This is a genomic window from Pseudoalteromonas sp. BMB (assembly GCF_001709235.1).
GTDB classification, from domain to species: Bacteria; Pseudomonadota; Gammaproteobacteria; order Enterobacterales; family Alteromonadaceae; genus Pseudoalteromonas; species Pseudoalteromonas maricaloris.
In genome coordinates this window covers 43,121-61,268 of record NZ_MBQA01000168.1, presented here as the reverse complement: position 1 = coordinate 61,268, position 18,148 = coordinate 43,121, and the positions used below count along the sequence as shown (strand labels likewise).

The 18,148-nt window shown below is 44.1% G+C and carries 4 protein-coding genes; all 4 read left to right on the top strand.

All coding sequences use genetic code 11. The features are described from left to right. Genes BB427_RS13855 through BB427_RS13840 form a run of 4 tightly spaced genes read left to right on the top strand, consistent with a single transcriptional unit; the run spans position 1 to position 18,135 of the window. Positions 1-5,550, top strand: a complete 5,550-nt coding sequence (locus BB427_RS13855; RefSeq protein WP_069021269.1) for a type I polyketide synthase — start codon at positions 1-3, stop codon at positions 5,548-5,550. Positions 5,551-5,561: 11 nt separating this feature from the next. Next, positions 5,562-8,861 (top strand): type I polyketide synthase, encoded by a 3,300-nt coding sequence (locus BB427_RS13850; protein WP_069021266.1) that lies wholly within the window; start codon positions 5,562-5,564, stop codon positions 8,859-8,861. Next, a complete protein-coding gene (locus BB427_RS13845; RefSeq protein ID WP_069021265.1) occupies positions 8,858-16,660 on the top strand; it encodes a non-ribosomal peptide synthetase in 7,803 nt (2,600 codons plus the stop codon). The genes BB427_RS13850 and BB427_RS13845 overlap by 4 nt, the downstream gene beginning before the upstream one ends. After that, the gene (locus tag BB427_RS13840; protein WP_069021262.1) at positions 16,660-18,135 is read left to right on the top strand and encodes a hypothetical protein; all 1,476 of its coding nucleotides are present in this window, start codon (positions 16,660-16,662) and stop codon (positions 18,133-18,135) included. The genes BB427_RS13845 and BB427_RS13840 overlap by 1 nt, the downstream gene beginning before the upstream one ends. Positions 18,136-18,148 lie beyond the last annotated feature (13 nt).

Sequence of the window (18,148 nt, the reverse complement as noted above, 5' to 3'; positions counted from 1 at the left end):
ATGAGCAACTCTTTTGATAAAACTGGGCTAGAAATTGCTATAATTGGTGCTACTGGACGCTTTCCTCAAGCGAGCGATACAAAAACGTTTTGGCAAAACTTATGTGAACAACGTGATTGCATTACGCGTTTTGAACGTGAGGAGATGCTCAATGCAGGGTGGACAGAGGAGAAAGTTGACACGCCTAACTTTGTAAAATCAAAAGGTGTTGTGCCAGACGTTTATAATTTTGATGCGGGCTTTTTTGGCTACAGTGCAAGAGAAGCCAGTCTCATGGACCCTCAAATGAGAGCATTTCATCAGCTGGCCTATCATGCTCTTGAGAACGCAGGTTATGCCCCTGAGCATTGCAAAACATCTGTTGGTGTTTACGCCGGAGCTGGTAATAACCCATTCTGGATCACGCGTCATCTTGCAAAAATTAGCAATAGCTTTGCTGAAAACTATGAAATAAGTAGCTTGAATGGGCGTGAGTTTTTGGCGACACGGGTAGCTTATAAACTCAACTTAAAAGGGCCTGCTGTGACATTGCAAACTGCTTGCTCTACTTCTTTGGTCGCAGTGCATTATGCGGTATCTGGCTTGCTAGCTGGGGAGTGTGACATGGCACTTGCAGGTGGTGTGGCCATACATACCAGTGATATTAACGGCAGAGCTGATGTCGGTGGCTACCAATATCAAGAAGGGATGATCTTATCACCTGATGGTCAGTGTCGAGCATTTGATAACAAAGCGCAAGGTACTGTGCCTGGTGATGGTATGGGCCTCGTTGTACTTAAGCGTTTAGAAGATGCTGAACGTGATGGCGACAATATACTGGCTGTGATCAAAGGCAGTGCAATTAACAATGATGGCAATAATAAAGTGGGATACACGGCCCCAAGTGTCGAAGGCCAATCCAATGTGATAAATTCTGCACTACAATTTGCAGAAGTAGATCCCAGCACTATTTCCTATATAGAAGCCCATGGTACAGGCACTCCGCTTGGTGATGCTATTGAGATTGAAGCGCTTAAAAAAATATATGGTCATTTGCCTGCTCAATCAGTGCGGATAGGTTCTATCAAAACGAACATAGGTCATTTGGATGCAGCGGCAGGGATCGCAGGTCTACTTAAAACAGTGCTCGCTTTACAACATCAACAACTACCTGCCAGTTTGAACTTCGAGAGTGAAAACCCAAAATCAGGACTCTCACGCTCACCATTTATGGTAAATGATCAAACCTCGGATTGGCAGGGAAATGGTACGCCATTGCGAGCGGCAGTCAGTTCTTTTGGTATTGGCGGTACAAATGCACATGTCATTCTAGAGCAGTATACTCCAACAGTCGAACTGAATAATGAGTCAAACAAACCAATGTTATTTACTTGGTCTGGTAAAACAGAGCAAGCGACAAACGTGTGGCAAAAAGCGTTTGCCGAGCACCTGAGTATGAACCCTAATGATTCATTGGGTGATATTGCCAACACTTTGCTTCACAGTCGAAGTCAGCACGAATATCGTAAAATGGTGGTGGCACACAGTGGCTCTCAATTACTTGAGTTACTGGCTGAGGATTCTGGTGCTGTACTATCTGGTAAAGCGACATCTGCAGCGAGAAATGTGGTATTCATGTTCTCTGGGCAGGGAGCGCAATTTGTCACAATGGCACAGCGACTTTACCATGATTACCCTTTGTTTAAGTCCGAAATAGATCACTGTATTTCGCTTGCGCAACCAAAGCTAGATGTGTCGTTAAAGAGCTTGCTGCTGGACGTTGAGCAAAGCGAACATAATCAATTCGTGATTAATCAAACTAATATAACGCAACCACTTTTATTTATGGTTGAGTACGCCACAGCTAAATTATTAATGTCATTTGATGTGAAGCCAGATGTCATGGTAGGCCATAGCCTAGGTGAATACGTCGCAGCTTGTTTAGCAGGCGTGATCCAATTAGAAGATGCTTTAGCATTAGTGATTGAGCGCGGGCGTTTGATGGCCTCTACTCGATCTGGTGCAATGCTTTCGGTTGCGTTGGGCGAAGCTGAAATCACTGCTAAGTTAAATCCTGAACTGAGTTTAGCTGCCGTAAACAGCTCTAGTCAGTGTGTGGTTTCAGGCAATGAAGCTGCTGTGGAGCAATTTGAACAGCACTTGCAAACTCAGGGGATTAGCTGCTCTCGATTAAAAGTATCTCACGGTTATCACAGTTACTTGATGGAGCCGATTTTGGCTGAGTTTGCACAAACTCTTGCTAGTGTGAAATTCAATCCGCCAAACATTGCCTATTACTCGAACGTTACCGGTAAATTAGTGACCGCAGAACAAGTACAGTCTACTGATTACTGGATTCAGCATTTGCGCGGTTGTGTACGATTTAACGATGGGCTAACTCAAGTGTTAGTTGAACCTGATGCGATATTGATTGAAGTGGGTCCGGGACGTGCTCTGGCTACTTTCGCCAAGCAGCACCAAGCTAAGACTTCTCAGCAGCTAGTGGTGAATGCATTGCGCCACGTTAAAGACCAGCATAATGATAGCTACAAGTTTTTACAGTGTTTGGGTCGCTTACACCTCAATGGGGTGGCTGTTGATTTTCAGCCGTTGCTTAGTTCGACAGCCAAACGTCGATTACCTTTGCCTGGTTATGCATTTGCTCCAACTGAGTTTTTGCCTGAGCCTGTGGAGTCATTGGTGGCTGATTTACAACCTGAATCACCGGTCGATAGCGTTAATTTATACCAAGCAGAATGGCGTTTGTCACCCTTAAAGACTGATGCTGCGTCAACCGAGCAGGCTGAGGCTGATGACAAGGTAGTGATTGCTTTTGTCGATGAGGTGGGGGTGGTGGAAGCCGCAGCTAAGCAGCTGTGTCAGCAGCAAAATAAAACTCTAATTACTGTGGTCAAAGGCAGTGGGTTTGAGCGATTAGCACCAGATTATTACAGCTTGAACCCCGCGCTATTAAGAGATTTTGAGTTGTTGATTGATGAGTTAGTTCGGTTAGACAAGTTTCCTGATACACTGATCCACGGTTGGGCTCTGGCGGAACAGCACACAGCCACTGTATCTCAGCAGTTAGACCAGAATTTTTACAGCATTGTATTCTTAGCTCAAGTAGTGGCTGAAAAGTTAGGCAACGCTGATTTGACTTTGACCTTGGTGACTCGACAGCGTTTCAATATATCGGGCTCTGAAACTATTGACCCGATGAAGGCGCTAGTACAAGGGCCACTCAGAGTTATCGCTCACGAATTTGCCAATATTAAAACCAGAGCTATAGATTTTGCAGCTCAGTCAACTGAGCGAGCACAGCGATTAGAAGCGGCGCAATTGTGTCGTGAATTACAGCATTTTACAACGTCAGCGCCAGAAGCTTTGGCGCAGCAAGTCGCGTTTCGCTCAACTAAGCGTTGGCAACAGGATTACCAAACTGCTCAATCACCAGACTTATTAACCTTGGAAGGCTATATCAAGCCACAAGGCACTTATGTTATTACTGGTGGTCTTGGTGGTATTGGTCTGACTTTGGCTAGCCACTTTGCTCAGCAACAGCCTGTCAAGTTAGTGTTAGTGACTCGTCGTAATTTTCCTGCTGCGACTGAATATCAGCAGTACATGGCATCTGTTGATGCTAAGCCTGAGCACTTGGCGGCTATTGCTTCAATAGAAGCGATGGAAAAAAGTGGTTCTACTGTTACAGTCATTCGCGCCGATGTTACCAATGATGGTGATATGGAGCGGTTATCAACAGAGGTGAAAGCCAAGTTTGGCTCTGTAGATGGTATAGTTCATGCTGCCGGTCTACCTGGTGGCGGTGCTTTAATTCGCAAACAAAAAGCGGATATGGAAGCAATCTTAGCTGCTAAGGTACAAGGTACTGAATTGTTACTGCAAGCGTTTGCCGATCAGTCTCCAGATTTTATGGTGCTTTGCTCTTCTGTCACTGCGATTTTGGGTGGCTTTGGTCAAGTTGACTACAGTGCTGCCAACGCTTATTTGGACGCTTTTGCTCAAGCTAAGTCACTGAGCAGTGAGACTCGGGTGATCGCCATTAACTGGGATAATTGGCAAGAAGTAGGGATGGCCGCCGATCCGAGCCAAGGCGTTAAGGTTGATCTGGATTGTTTGGGACCTGAGGTCGAATCTGATGGCATAGCTTTTTGCCAAACTTACCGAGTAGAAACGCAATGGGCTTTGAGCGAACACTGGATCCTAGGGGTGCCAACCTTACCTGGCACTAGCTACCTAAACATGGTGACCATGGCGTTAAAGCGTGCGGCTAATATCCAGCAGTTTAGCTTCAAAGATATTGTCTTCCTCTCGCCTTTGGCATTGAACCAAGGGGAGCAGGCACAGGTGATGACTCAGTTAACTCAAACTGCCGATGGCTACGAGTTTTTAGTGCGTTCACAAGAACATGAACACGCCAAGGGGCGTGTGGTGGTGCACTCAATGCAATCAGCTCCAGCTGTTAATCTAAAGCAATTGAAAGACACTTGTTCTGATAGCATTATCGATAATCCAGAAGAGATTGCGCATTTGGGCAAGATAACGAGTAAGCAATCTGGAGAAACTCAGTTTGAGCTGGTGGAATTTGGTGAGCGCTGGCAGAATCTAGATTGGATCCGCTTAGGAGATAAACAAGGGATTGCCAAGTTATCACTGGCTGACAAGTTTGCTGCAGATTTTAATCTAGTTCCGCTGCACCCGGCCTTGCTAGACTGTGCAACTGCGTTTTTGCGCCCGTTCCATTACGAAGGGGTATTTTTGCCCTTGTCTTACGACCAAATGCGAGTCTATCACCCATTACCTGATACCATTTATAGCCATGCTCGCTTGGTGTCGTCACAAGTAAATAATCAAAAAGGTGTGCAGAGCTTTGATGTAACGTTGCTGGACAGTTCAGGCCGTGTATTAGTGGAAGTAAACCGCTTTACTTTGCGCGAGGTGGATCAATCCAGTATTGATCGCTCTTTGTCTCACAAGCAGCCAACAGCGGACAAGGGGTCAGCCCTTAATGCATTGCGCGGTGATGGTTTGACTAATCAAGCTGCGTTAGCTGCTTTTGATCAAGTGATGCAGCTCGATAGCCCGAGTATTGTGGTGTCGAAAGGTAATATTAATCAGCGTATAGCGCAATATGATGACTTTCTTAAAGTTCAAACTGAAGAGAAAGCTAGCAAGTCTCCGCGACCTGAGCTAGATGTTGCTTATGTCAAGCCAAAGACCGAAGTAGAAATTAAACTTTCAGAAATACTGCAACAAATCATGGCTTTGGAAACCGTAGGCGTTCAAGACGACTTCTTTGAACTCGGCGGCGACTCTCTACTATTGGTTCAATTCCACAAAAAGCTACAAGAAAACTTTAAGCAAAAAATTGCCATGACGGACTTGTACGAGCTGACCACTATCAAAGAGCTGGCTGTCGCTCTGAGCAGTGAGTCGAAAGAGGCCAGCGATGCTGAGGTAAAACGCGCAGTGTCTCGCGCGGAAAAACAAAAACAAGCAGCCGCACGTCGCCGAAAAGGGCGTGGCAACAGCAGAAACGATTTATTGAATTAAGGGAAACCCATATGTTAGATAAAGAAGCGTTAATTGAAGAGTACATTGATGATATTGCCATTATCTCCATGGGAGGGCGTTTTCCCGGGGCGGATAATCTCAAAGCATTTTGGGATAACCTTGAACAAGGTGTTGAGTCCATTACTTTCTTCAATCAAGAACAATTACTTGAGTTAGGTGTTAACCCATCTCTGTTAGAAAACCCAAATTTTGTCGGTGCAGAAGGGGTGTTAGACAATGTTGAAAACTTTGATGCAGAGTTTTTCTCTTTCTCTCCACGGGAAGCCGAGTTATTAGATCCCCAACATCGATTATTTCTTGAAGTAAGCTGGGAGGTACTAGAGAAAGCAGGGTATAGTTCGCCTGATTATAAAGGCGCTGTTGGTGTGTATTGTGGTGCGGGTGCAAGCTCTTATTTATCGAGAAACCTGCTGTCACATCCTGATTTCGTTACAGATGTAGGAACATTCAAGGTGTCGTTATCGACCGGTCAGGACTTTGTCGCGACACGTGCGAGTTATAAGCTGGGCCTAACTGGACCTAGTATCAACGTAAACACCTTATGCTCTTCCTCTGCAGTTGCTGTACACTATGCTCGTGAAGCGCTGCTCGCGTATCAATGTGATGTAGCCATTGCTGGTGGCGTCACAATTTCAAATTCACGTGAAGATGCGCTGTTTTATCAAGAAGGTGGCATTGGTTCATTTGACGGCCATTGTCGTGCATTTGATGAACGCGCCGCAGGGACTGTCGCCGGAAACGGGATTGCCTTGATTGCGCTTAAACGTATGGAAGATGCCATCGCTGACAACGATACAATCCTTGCCGTAATCAAGGGCACGGCCATTAACAATGATGGCGCTGACAAAGCGAGCTACACAGCACCTAGCTCACAAGGGCAAGCGAAAGTTATTGCAGAAGCTCTGGCCATAGCTGATGTGAATGCAGACTCTATCAGTTATGTAGAAGCGCATGGTACGGGCACGAACTTAGGCGACCCAATTGAAGTGGCAGGACTGACCCGAGCCTATCGATTGCAAACTGATAATAAGCAGTATTGTGGTATTGGCTCGGTCAAGACGAATATTGGCCACCTTGTATCTGCCGGCGGTGTTGCCAGCTTAATAAAAACAGTTTTGGGTATGCAACATCGCACCATTCCAGCAAACCTCAACTTTGAAAAGAGTAATCCAAAAATTGATTTTGCCAATAGCCCATTTTACGTGGTGGATAAAAAGCAAGCCTGGGAACCAGTTGGCGGAGACAAACTCAGAGCGGGTGTTAGCTCATTTGGTATTGGAGGTACGAATGCGCACTTGATTGTTGAGGAAGCACCTAAGTTATGGCAAACCGACGCAGTCGATGGGGTTTTTCCGATCGTACTGTCTGCTAAAACAACTACAGCCTTGGCGATGATGAAGGAGAACTTGAAACAGTATTTGCTTGAGCATGGAGAGACAATAAATTTGGCCGACTTAGCTTACACTTTACAAGTTGGTCGACATCATTTTGAACATAAGTTTTACGCAGGATGTAAAACGGTTGAAGAATTAGTCCAAGCGTTAGGCCAAGCGGGTGAGTACGCTAAGCAGGCGCAATCGAAACCGCGTGATCGTCAAGTTTGCTTTATGTTTCCAGGCCAAGGTAGTCAGTACATCAATATGAGCCGCGATTTATATCAAGAAAACCAAACTTATCGCGCGCAATTAGATGTTTGCTTTGAGAAGTTACCTCAGGATTTAGCGTTTGACTTACGCGCTTTGATGTTCCCAGCAATTGGCGAAGACGCCGCCGCGGAGATGCGATTAAGAAATACAGACGCTGCGCAGTTAGCGTTATTTGTTGTGGAATATAGCTTAGCAAAATTATGGCAGACGTCTGGCGTACAGCCAAGTCATATGATTGGGCACAGTATTGGTGAATATGTAGCGGCTTGCTTGGCAGGCGTATTTAGTCTTAAAGATGCGCTAAAAGTAGTTGCTAGACGAGGCCAGCTGATGGCTGCACAAGCTAAGGGAACCATGTTATCAGTGTCGCTCAATGAGTCTGAAATTCAGAAGTATGTATCCGATACTATCTGGCATTCAGTACAAAATACGCCAAATAACCATATTCTATCTGGCTCTGAACAAGCCATTGCAGACCTTAAAGTGCAGCTCAGTAATGATGATATTGGTTTTACTGAGCTAGTCACGTCTCATGCCTTCCACTCAGGTATGATGGATGGTGCACTTGCGGACTTTAAAGCGGTATTGAACTCTGTTGATTTGCATTCAGCGAACACGCCATTTATATCAAACTTAGATGGTAACTGGGTGGGTGAAAGAGCAACCTCGGTAGATTATTGGGTGTCGCATTTAAGGTCGACAGTACGTTTCTCTGATGGCGTTAAGACGTTACTTGAAGAGAATAATGAGCAACTGTTTTTAGAGGTTGGTCCGGGCCATACGTTGAGTGCGTTTGTAAAAGCGCAAAATGATCAGACACAATTAGTGGTGACCACTTTACCACATCCGCGTCGTGCATCTGATTCCGCTTATACCTATGCAACTGCATTAGGGAGCTTATGGGGTCAAGGCATTAAGCTTGATTGGTTGTCTTTATATCAAGGTCAACAGCGCCGTAGAATTGAATTACCAACTTACCCATTTGAGCGAAAACGCTACTGGATCCCAGCAGCCCCGCATGGCAGCAGAAGCTTTAGTCCGGATGTCATCATCAGTCAAACTGAGGATTTGAAAAAAGTTGAACATGCAGACGTTAAAAAAGCAGCGGTACATTTTGACATCACTGCAAATGATACCGATTCACTACCTTCTGACAAACTTGCCGCGCTATTGGCATTACAATCTGAGTTCGCGAAGCAATGTAAAGAAATTATGGGTGAAGGGTATCAAAGTGTCTCAACGGGCCTAGAGCTTAAGCTTGGGGAAATGCACTCAGTGGATCAAAGTGAAGGCGAATCTGTGGCGGTAAACCCGGTCAGTGCTACTAATTCTAGGCCTGGTTCGTCAACTGAGTATGTGTCACCAAGTACTAAAACGGAAGAAGTGTTGGTTGCCCACTGGCAAGAAGTACTGGGTTATTCTCCAGTCGGTATTGATGATAACTTCTTTGAGATGGGAGGGCATTCATTAATGGCGGCATCAATTATTACGCGGATCCGCAAGTCATTCTCACTGGATGTGCCATTAAAGGAATTATTAGATACGCCAACGGTAAAAGCATTAGCCGCTGAAATTGACAACCAGATCTGGTTGAAAGAGTCAAATGAGCCCGTGGAGCATGAAGGCGAGGTACTAGAGTTATGATTAAAATCTCTGAGTTGCTACAAAAGCTTAAAACTGCCGGTGTCAAAGTTCGCTTAAGTGATGATGACAAGTTATTGTGTGAATTGCCCAAAACAGGGATCAGCGCAGAACTGAAAGCTGAATTGATCGCGCAAAAAGAAGCGTTGAGAAGTTATATTAAGCAGCTCAACCTAGGCCATGAGTACAATAAAATAGAGCCGCAAACAAGTCGCTTTGCCGGTGCGCCATTATCCTTTGCACAGCAGCGTTTGTGGTTGATTGATACTCTAGAAAGTGACAGCACGCACTACAATACCTATGCAGTATTCAAATTTAACGGTAATTTTGATGTTGAGGCATTTCGAGTAGCGCTGGTTAAAATTGTCCAGCGTCATGAATCTTTGCGAACGGTGTTCAGTGCAGGTGACGGTGAGCCGGTCCAGAACATTCGGTTGTTTGACGAGCAAGATGCGGGTCGTATTCTTGAACTAAAACCGGCAGCTGAAGGTGATTTGTCCGAGTATATTCTGTCTGAAGTCAATCGCGCATTTGATCTCAGCCAAGATTATATGCTGCGGGTAACGGTGACGCCTATTGATGAAGCGCGGTATGTGGTGACATTTGTCACCCATCATATTGCATCAGATGGCTGGTCTTTGGCTTTGCTATGTCATGAATTAAACCAGTTTTATAATGCCGAAGTGAGTGCAACATTACCACAAGTCGCAAAGTTAGATGTGCAATATGCTGACTTCGCTATTTGGCATCGAGAGCAGTGGAGTGATGTTGAAGAGGACACTTCAATGCAGTATTGGCGTGAGCGCCTCAGTGACATTCCACCGCTGCATAGTTTACCGTTGAAAGGGCCTCGCCCGCTCAAGCAATCATATCAAGGCGCGCGTTTTGATTTGTCCATCGAGAACGGCATGTTGGCAGATTTATCAGATTATGCGAAGCAAAAAAGGGTGACCTTATTTAATCTATTGCAAACTGCGTTTTCATTAACTTTGGCTAAATACACGCAAGAGTCAACGATTGTGATGGGAGTACCTGTTGCGGGTCGAGATCATCGTCAGATTGAGCCGTTAATAGGCTTTTTCGTCAATACGTTGGTGTTACGTAGTGATGTAGATTTTAATAGTTCTTTTGCGACGCTATTGGCGCAAAATAATGCAGCTAACTTAGCAGCGTTTGAGCACAAGCACGTGCCGTTTGATAAAGTCATTGAAGCGGCGGTAACGGATCGAGTACAAGGTTACAGCCCGCTATTTCAAATTTTGTTTGCCTTTCAAAATAACAAGCAAGCCGTTTTCGATTTAGACGGCGTTGACGTTGAAGATATGCATTTTGACGGACAGCATCTACGCTTTGATTTGGAACTGCATATCACTGAGAAAGATGATTTTTGTGCGCTCAATTTCTATTATGCGACGGCCTTATTCTCAGAGCAGACGGTGGCGAGTTTAGCCAATGCCTATCTCAATGTATTGGTACAGATTTTAGCGGATGATAGCCAGCCGTTAACCACACTTAAATTACTACCGCTAAATGAGGTGGAATACTTTACCAAAACTTTGAATGACACGGCGCAGGACTATGCCAAGGCATTGTGTATTCATGAGTCAATCGAGCAGGTTGCTGCTGAGCAACCCATGCAAGTCGCGCTTAAGTTTGGACGCGAAACGTTGACGTACGCTGAGCTTAATGAGCGTTCAAATCAGGTCGCACACTATCTGCGTGAGCATCATGATGTGAAGCCTGATACATGCATTGGTGTGTATATTGACCCTTCAATTGAGCTAATCGTCGCGATGATCGGTGTGCTAAAAGCGGGTGGGGCGTATGTGCCACTTGACCCCAGCTACCCCAGTGAACGGATTGAGTATATTGTCTCGGATGCAAAACTCAGCACCATACTCACGACGGCTAATTTATTGTCTGAGGACAAGTTCACGGCTCTGGACGTTTTGGCCGTGGATAAACTGCCCTTGGAGAATGATAAAAAGCACAACCTAGCTAAATCTGAGTTGGGGTTATCTGCCAATAACCTAGCATATGTAATTTATACATCAGGTTCTACAGGTCAGCCAAAGGGTGTCATGGTAGAGCATACACAGGTGCTCAATCTGTTGACGGGTATGGATAAGCATTTTGCATTGAGCAATCAGGATATTGCATTATCGCTGACATCTGTGTCTTTTGATATTCATGTGTTGGAAATATTCCTGCCTCTATTTAGCGGATCATCGGTCGTGATTGCGAGTAAAGAAGATGCGACGCAGGCGACAAATTTAATCCATACAATTGCTGACGAGCAGGTTAATTTCATACAGGCAACACCGGCTACATGGCAAATGTTGAGTGATGTCAATTGGTCTCCACAGTCCCCAATCACATGCTTGTGTGGAGGAGATGCACTGAGTAATAAATTAAAAGAACGATTACTATCTCACCCCGCGGTGACTTTATGGAATATGTATGGCCCGACAGAAACATGTGTGTGGTCATCCCTTAGTAAATTGAGCCTTGATGCGGATGTTAATATTGGTAGGCCAATCGACAATACCTATTTATATGTCTTAGATGAGCAGCACAATGTTGTGCCAATGGGCATGTCCGGTGAGTTATATATCGGCGGAGCCGGTGTGACACGAGGGTATTTGAACAATCTTACGTTGACAGAAACTCGATTCATTGACAATCCTTTTTATGATCAGGCTGATGCCTCTGGTGCTAAACGGCTTTATCGAACTGGAGATTTAGTTCGCTATTTGCCCGATGGCAAACTGGAATACATTGCACGTTTAGATAACCAGGTAAAAGTGCGCGGCTTCAGAATCGAGCTTGGTGAAATTGAGGCTCAATTGGAACAATCAGAGCTAGTTCACAGTGCAAAAGTGGTGATTTCACAGCAACAAGATTATGACACGCAATTACATGCCCACGTCAGACTTAATGAGCAGTTGCCCCTGCATGACCCACAACAGCAGATGATCAGTACATGGAACGCCTTATGGTCTGAAGCTTATGAGAGTGAGCCTGTAGCGGAGGATATGGAGAGTAGTGCTGAGTTAGATACATCAGGTTGGTTAAGTAGCTATACCGGTGAGCCAGTACCAGAACAACAAATGGCTGATTGGGTCGCAGAAACGGTTGAACGGATAAAGCTGTTAAAGCCTAAAAAGATATTAGAGATCGGCTGTGGTACAGGGATGCTACTTGCGAGCTATGCGAAGTTCTGTGATCAAGTCGTGGCGCTAGATGTATCAGAATCTGTTATCAAAAAAGTGCAAACCATGGTCGACCTCAATCAGTGGTCGCATGTCGAGTTGAAAGTAGGTGATGCCCACTCTTTGGCGAATATGCAGGTTGAAGAATTTGATCTCATTGTGATCAACTCAGTCGCCCAGTATTTTCCAAGCGAACAGTATTTCAAGCAGGTAATAGACATTGCTTTGGGCAAGTTGTCACCTGATGGCAATGTGTTTATTGGTGACGTGCGCAACTATGATCTGCACGTTCAGTTTGCTTCGCGTGTTGTTTGGGAGAGAAAGCAAAATGACTGGCATGTCGCAGATTTTGAGCGCAAGGTAGGCCAGCTCGTCGGTGAAGAAAATGAATTATTGTTCAGCCCTAGCTATTTTTATCAGCTAGCCCAGAGCAACCCATATATTAAAGGGTTAGATATTCGAGTTAAAGACACCATTGCTGACAATGAAATGTCATCGTTCAGATACGATGTTACGTTAAGAAAGTCAGGGGAACTACAAAGAGAAACCGTGCAATGGGTCGATAACCTTGAGGTGCTTAAAGCACAGCTGATAAATGGGACAGAGAAGGTTTTTGGTATACGTGCTGTCAATAATCCTAATCTGCAGTTAAACGCGCGCATTGATAATATGTTGACTCAACAGCGCGCTCAACATGCACAAACCTTGCAATGCGACTTAACACAAGTGGAGGATAATAATGAGTTTATTGAACAGTTTTCGCAACTAAAAGCGCTTTGCGAACAGTATGGCTACACCCTGACTGGCACATGTGATTTGAATAACATATGGTTGATTGACTGCTTTATTTATCCAACTGCATTGGATTGTAATCACATCGCCTTTGTGAGTGACTCTGTAAGTTGTTCTAAGCAGTTATTTAATAAGCCATACTTACATGTTGTTGGGGCGAAAGTATTTCCTCTGTTAAAGCAAGAGCTACAGGCATTTTTACCCACACACATGATCCCTCACTATTTTAATGTAATTGATGAGTGGCCATTGACAGCGAATGGAAAAATTGACCGCAATGCGTTACCTGTTCCGCAGTGGAATGCAACTCAACAATATATTGCGCCAGAGTCTGAAGTACAGCAAAACCTATGTGCGGTGTGGCAGGAAATGTTGAAGATAGATCGAGTTGGGATCAGAGATAACTTTTTCGCTTTAGGTGGCAATTCGCTGCTCATTTCAAGAATGATTTATGTTCTCTCTGAGCGGTATGGCTTCCATTTCTCTGTTGCAGATATGTACTCAACTCAGACGGTCGAAAAACTTGCAGAATGCCTACAAAAAAGCGGCACATCACACCCTTATGCTCTGGAAAACCACAGTGAGAGTGGTACTGCACCGCTTTCTTACGGCCAGTACCGAGTGTGGTATACCAACAATATTTGGGGCCAAAGTAGTGTGACTAATATACCTATCGGTATTAAAGTGAAAGGCGACTTTAGCTGTGAAAAAGTGACTTCGACACTCTCTCTCTTATTTGAAAAGCATGGCATATTTAGAACTAAGTTTACTGAGCAACAAGGCGAGATACAGCAAGAAATAGGTGCAGATGTTAAGCCGATAGTGGACTATCATGACTTGTCTAGTGTACCAGCCTTAAATAAACAGCAAGAAGCGGCACAATTGACACAGGCTCACGGGTTACGTCTGTTTGATTTAACATGTGCGCCACTTATCTCAACTCAGGTCATCAAGTTGGATGAGCTGGAGCATTTGTTGCACTTTAACATTCACCACATCATTCTTGATGGGTGGTCAGTAATGTTATTTATCAACGAGTTTTTAGACGTTTATGAGTCGCTTTCTAAGGGGAAAAAGCCAGACTTGGCACCGCTCGATTATAATTTCAAAGATTACTCCTTATGGCAATCAAGTTTCATAAGCAGTGAAGCGGCGCATCCTCAAGAAGCATTTTGGAAGAAATATCTCGCGGGTTGTAATGAATTTTTAAAATTGCCATTTTATCTCGAGGGCAATCAAAATGAATTGGGTGAGAGTGGACTGGAAACTGTCATTGTTGACCTAAAAACAAAGCAGGCATTGGAGCAAATTGGCAAGCAGCACAATGGTAGTTTATTCAATGTAATTCACACTGCATTGGCGCTGCTGATTGCGCGCCTGACAGGTGAAAATGATTTCAACATTGGTATTCCAGTGACAGGAAGAACCATTCCAGGCACAGAAAATATGTTGGGGATGTTTCTTAATAACTTACCAATTCGGCATGAGCTTAACACCAACAGTTCTTTTTCACATTTGTTGAGCCAGCAAGTAGACAATGTGAATAAGGTGCTCTCAAATCAAGAAATGCCTTTTGAACGGATATTGGAAGTTAGCAACGCCAAGCGTAAAGGGATGTCTACACCTCTGTTTCAAGTATTCTTAAATATGGCTAATTTGCCACAAATTGAGCGAAAACCAAGAACGCTGGAGTTGGAAGTAGATGACGTGCCGTATGTAGGTAATAAATTTGACCTGACTTTGTATGTGACCGATCGAGATGAAGGGATAGAGATAACTTGTGACTATAACAGTGGCATATATTCAAAGAGTAATATCCAAATGCTTTTGGAGATGTACTGCGCGCTTCTGACACAGGTTGCATCATCACCTCAACTCCAATGTGATCGATATGATTTAAGAGTTGCTTCACAAGACATGGAAGAGTTGAGCAAGTCCTTAACTACTTCATGGCAAGGTCCAGTTCATCAATGTTTTGAGCAGTGTAGTTTTACGTCACCCGAAAAAATTGCGTTGGAATATGGAAACAATCAGTGGACTTATCGCCAATTAAATACGATTGCCAATGCATATGCACAGCGCCTACACGCGCTCGATGTGCAATCTGGTGATGTTGTTGGGATTATGGCTACCCGAAATGACTCGACAGTGGCATCGGTAATTGCCACGCTCAAAGCTGGTGGCGCGTTTATGATGCTTTCAAATGAACTACCTAAAAAGCGCCTGATCCAACAATTAGAATTGGTTCCTCCAAAATGCATAATTACAACGGATGGGCAGCTTCTATCACCTGATTTGCAGCAGCATTTGGACAGTATTAATTGTCCTGTTATGGACGTTTCAATGACAGGTATTTCAGGTTCTGATGACCTTATGGTCAGTGCTGCTGTTGATGCAGACGCACTGGCGTATATCGCGTTTACATCAGGTACATCAGGCAAACCTAAAGCAGTAATGGGCAGACAAAGCTCACTGACAGTGTTCATGCCTTGGATGGCCAAAGAGTTTGACTTAACAGCCGATGATAAATTTTGTATGCTCTCAGGTCTGGTACATGACCCACTGCACAGAGATATCTTTACGCCGCTGTGCATGGGGGCTACTTTATTAGTGCCAACACAAGAGCAATATAATTCATACAACATAAAGGCATGCTTGCAAGCTCATCAAGTAACTACGTTACATTTAACACCAAGCCTTGGTGAGATGTTGCTCAATGGTGTCGGCGGTGAAGTGGGGTCACTGCGAAGAGGCTTTTTTGTTGGGGAAGCGCTGACCACTAAACTGGTCAATAACTTTGCTGACGTTGCACCAAATATGGAAGTGATTAATTTGTATGGCTCTACTGAGTCCTCTAGAGCCGTGAGCTACTTCAGGCCTCAAGGCCCTGATGCAGCTGATACCCAGCTTTCCAATATCATTCCTGTAGGTAAAGGAGTAGAAGGCGCACAACTTGTTGTATTGAATTCAAGCTTGATGCCTTGTGGCATATGGGAAACGGGACAAATTGGTATGCGTAGTCGACATTTGTCTAAAGGTTACCATGCTGATACTGAGCAAACGGAACAGAAGTTCATTGTTAACCCATTTCGCAATGAAGATAATGACATTTTATATCTAACAGGTGATTTGGGACGTCGGCTTCCTAGCGGAAATGTGCAATGTCTTGGTCGTATAGATAAACAAGTTAAGATCCGAGGGTTTAGGGTTGAACCACTTGAAATCCAGCAAACTTTAGAAACACACCCTAACGTAGACAAGGCCGCAATTATTGCAATTGGTGATGCGCAATCACAGACTGTATTAATAGGTTATGTGGTGTGGCGAAGCGGATCGGGTGAGCGATTTGAGCGAAAGTCAGTCCGTGAGTTTTTAGCGGATGTTTTGCCGAATTACATGATCCCTCAGCAGATCATCGAAATAGAGTCTATACCGCTAACTGAAAATGGTAAATTGGATACAACAGCATTGAAGGCAAAGGTGAATACTTCAGCCTTTGAAGGCATTGTGAAAGAGTTGCCTGAAAGTAAAACGGAAAAAGAACTCGTTGAGATATGGGAAGAACTGTTGGGGCATTCCGATATTTGCGTTAACGAAGACTTCTTTGAGTTAGGTGGCAACTCTTTGTTGTCGACACGTTTATTAACTCGTCTACAGCAGAAGTATGATGTGCAGCTCGATTTCAGAAAGTTCTACGAGAACAACTCTATTCGTGCTGTTGCTCGCGCGGTTGATGATGCAAAGATAGCCGCTAAAGTGACGAATACAAAAACTAAATTAAACAGGGCCGTCATATAATGGAAATAAAAACTCAGGTTTCAGATGCAGCAACTGAGCAGGCTCGGGTAGAGCCTAAAACACAAAATAAACCGGGCTTGGAGCAAAGTTATCGGCAAAATAACTTGTTTTACTCCCAGAAATTTCATGATTTGATGCTGGACTTGCCATTGAGTTGCGAGAGCCATTATTTAGAGCAATCAGCTTTTTGGCAAAACTACCGCCAAAAGTACCGTATTGCTCCGTTACCCTTCATTATTTCAAAAGAGTTAGTCGGTAAGTTTGACGCCTTTATAAAACCGTTAACTGATGTGTTGTATAAAGCGATTTATACCTACTTTGGTGATGATCAACAAAAGTTTGCAACATATTTTAATGATTCCCCAATGGTTTATGAGCTTTTAAAAACGACGCCGTTTAACTCTAAAGATGTATTTATAAGACATGATGCTGTATTTTCTGGTGGAGAACTCAAGTTGATGGAAATCAATGCAGGGTCATCCATTGGTGGTTGGCAGCATGATTGGATAAGTGAAGTCTTTGGAGAGGCTTTAGCTGCGAACAGGAAAACGGCGACTTGGCAGCTTAAATTTAACAATGTTACACGCAATCTTTTTGATGCAATTGGCAGAAGCATCAAACACGCAAATCCTGCAGCCACGGGCAATATCCTGTTTTACGATCACGATGATGGTGACTATGATATGGCTGAGCTCAAGAGCAATATGCAGAAACTGTATCGTAGCCTGGATCAATTTGATGACGGTAAGCTACTTTTCTTTAATGATCATACTGCTCTGGAGTTTTTGTCGGATGGAGGTGTACAATACCAAGGCAACATAATTGATGCCGTTATATTGTCCGTGCCCATAACGCTTCAGTTTCCAGTCTCGTTCTACACCAAGTTGATGAGCAGCTTTATACGGGGAAAACTTATTTTCCCTGATAACTTCTTTCACACCCTTTTGGGTAACAAGTTGCTATTTGCATTGCTACATGAAGTTTCACTGCTTGACAGACTTGATGATAAAACGCGGGATTTTATTGAACGTTATATCCCTTGGACAGCAAAAACGAACGTTGACACTGTTTGTTGGCAGGGGCAATCAATCTCGCTTGAAGAATTATTGCTTTCTCAAAAAGATAGGTTTGTGCTTAAGAAAGCTAAATCTAGTCAAGGAGCCGATGTTTATTTGGGTCGAGACCTTGAGCAACAGCAATGGCGCGATCTAGTCGCAGAGTTACTAACAGAGAATGACTGGATTGCCCAAGAATACTGTGTACCAGATCCTGTGATTGGTTGTTGTGAGAATACTGAGTCTGGGGTTTATCAGCCCGTTTGGGGGATATTTGATACTGGTAACCAGTATGGTGGGGCGTTTGTCAGGGCAAAATTAATGGATCATGGAAGTGGCGTCATTAACTCTGCCAACGGAGCGGTAGAGTTTTTGGTGTATGAAGAAGTCAATAATTATAAAAATAGATTAGTGGTATAAGTCTGGAGTCAGT

Coding starts and splice junctions, on each gene's coding strand:
- BB427_RS13845 (WP_069021265.1), top strand. CDS start 8,858: ATGATTAAAATCTCTGAGTTGCTACAAAAGCTTAAAACTGCCGGTGTC.
- BB427_RS13840 (WP_069021262.1), top strand. CDS start 16,660: ATGGAAATAAAAACTCAGGTTTCAGATGCAGCAACTGAGCAGGCTCGG.
- BB427_RS13850 (WP_069021266.1), top strand. CDS start 5,562: ATGTTAGATAAAGAAGCGTTAATTGAAGAGTACATTGATGATATTGCC.
- BB427_RS13855 (WP_069021269.1), top strand. CDS start 1: ATGAGCAACTCTTTTGATAAAACTGGGCTAGAAATTGCTATAATTGGT.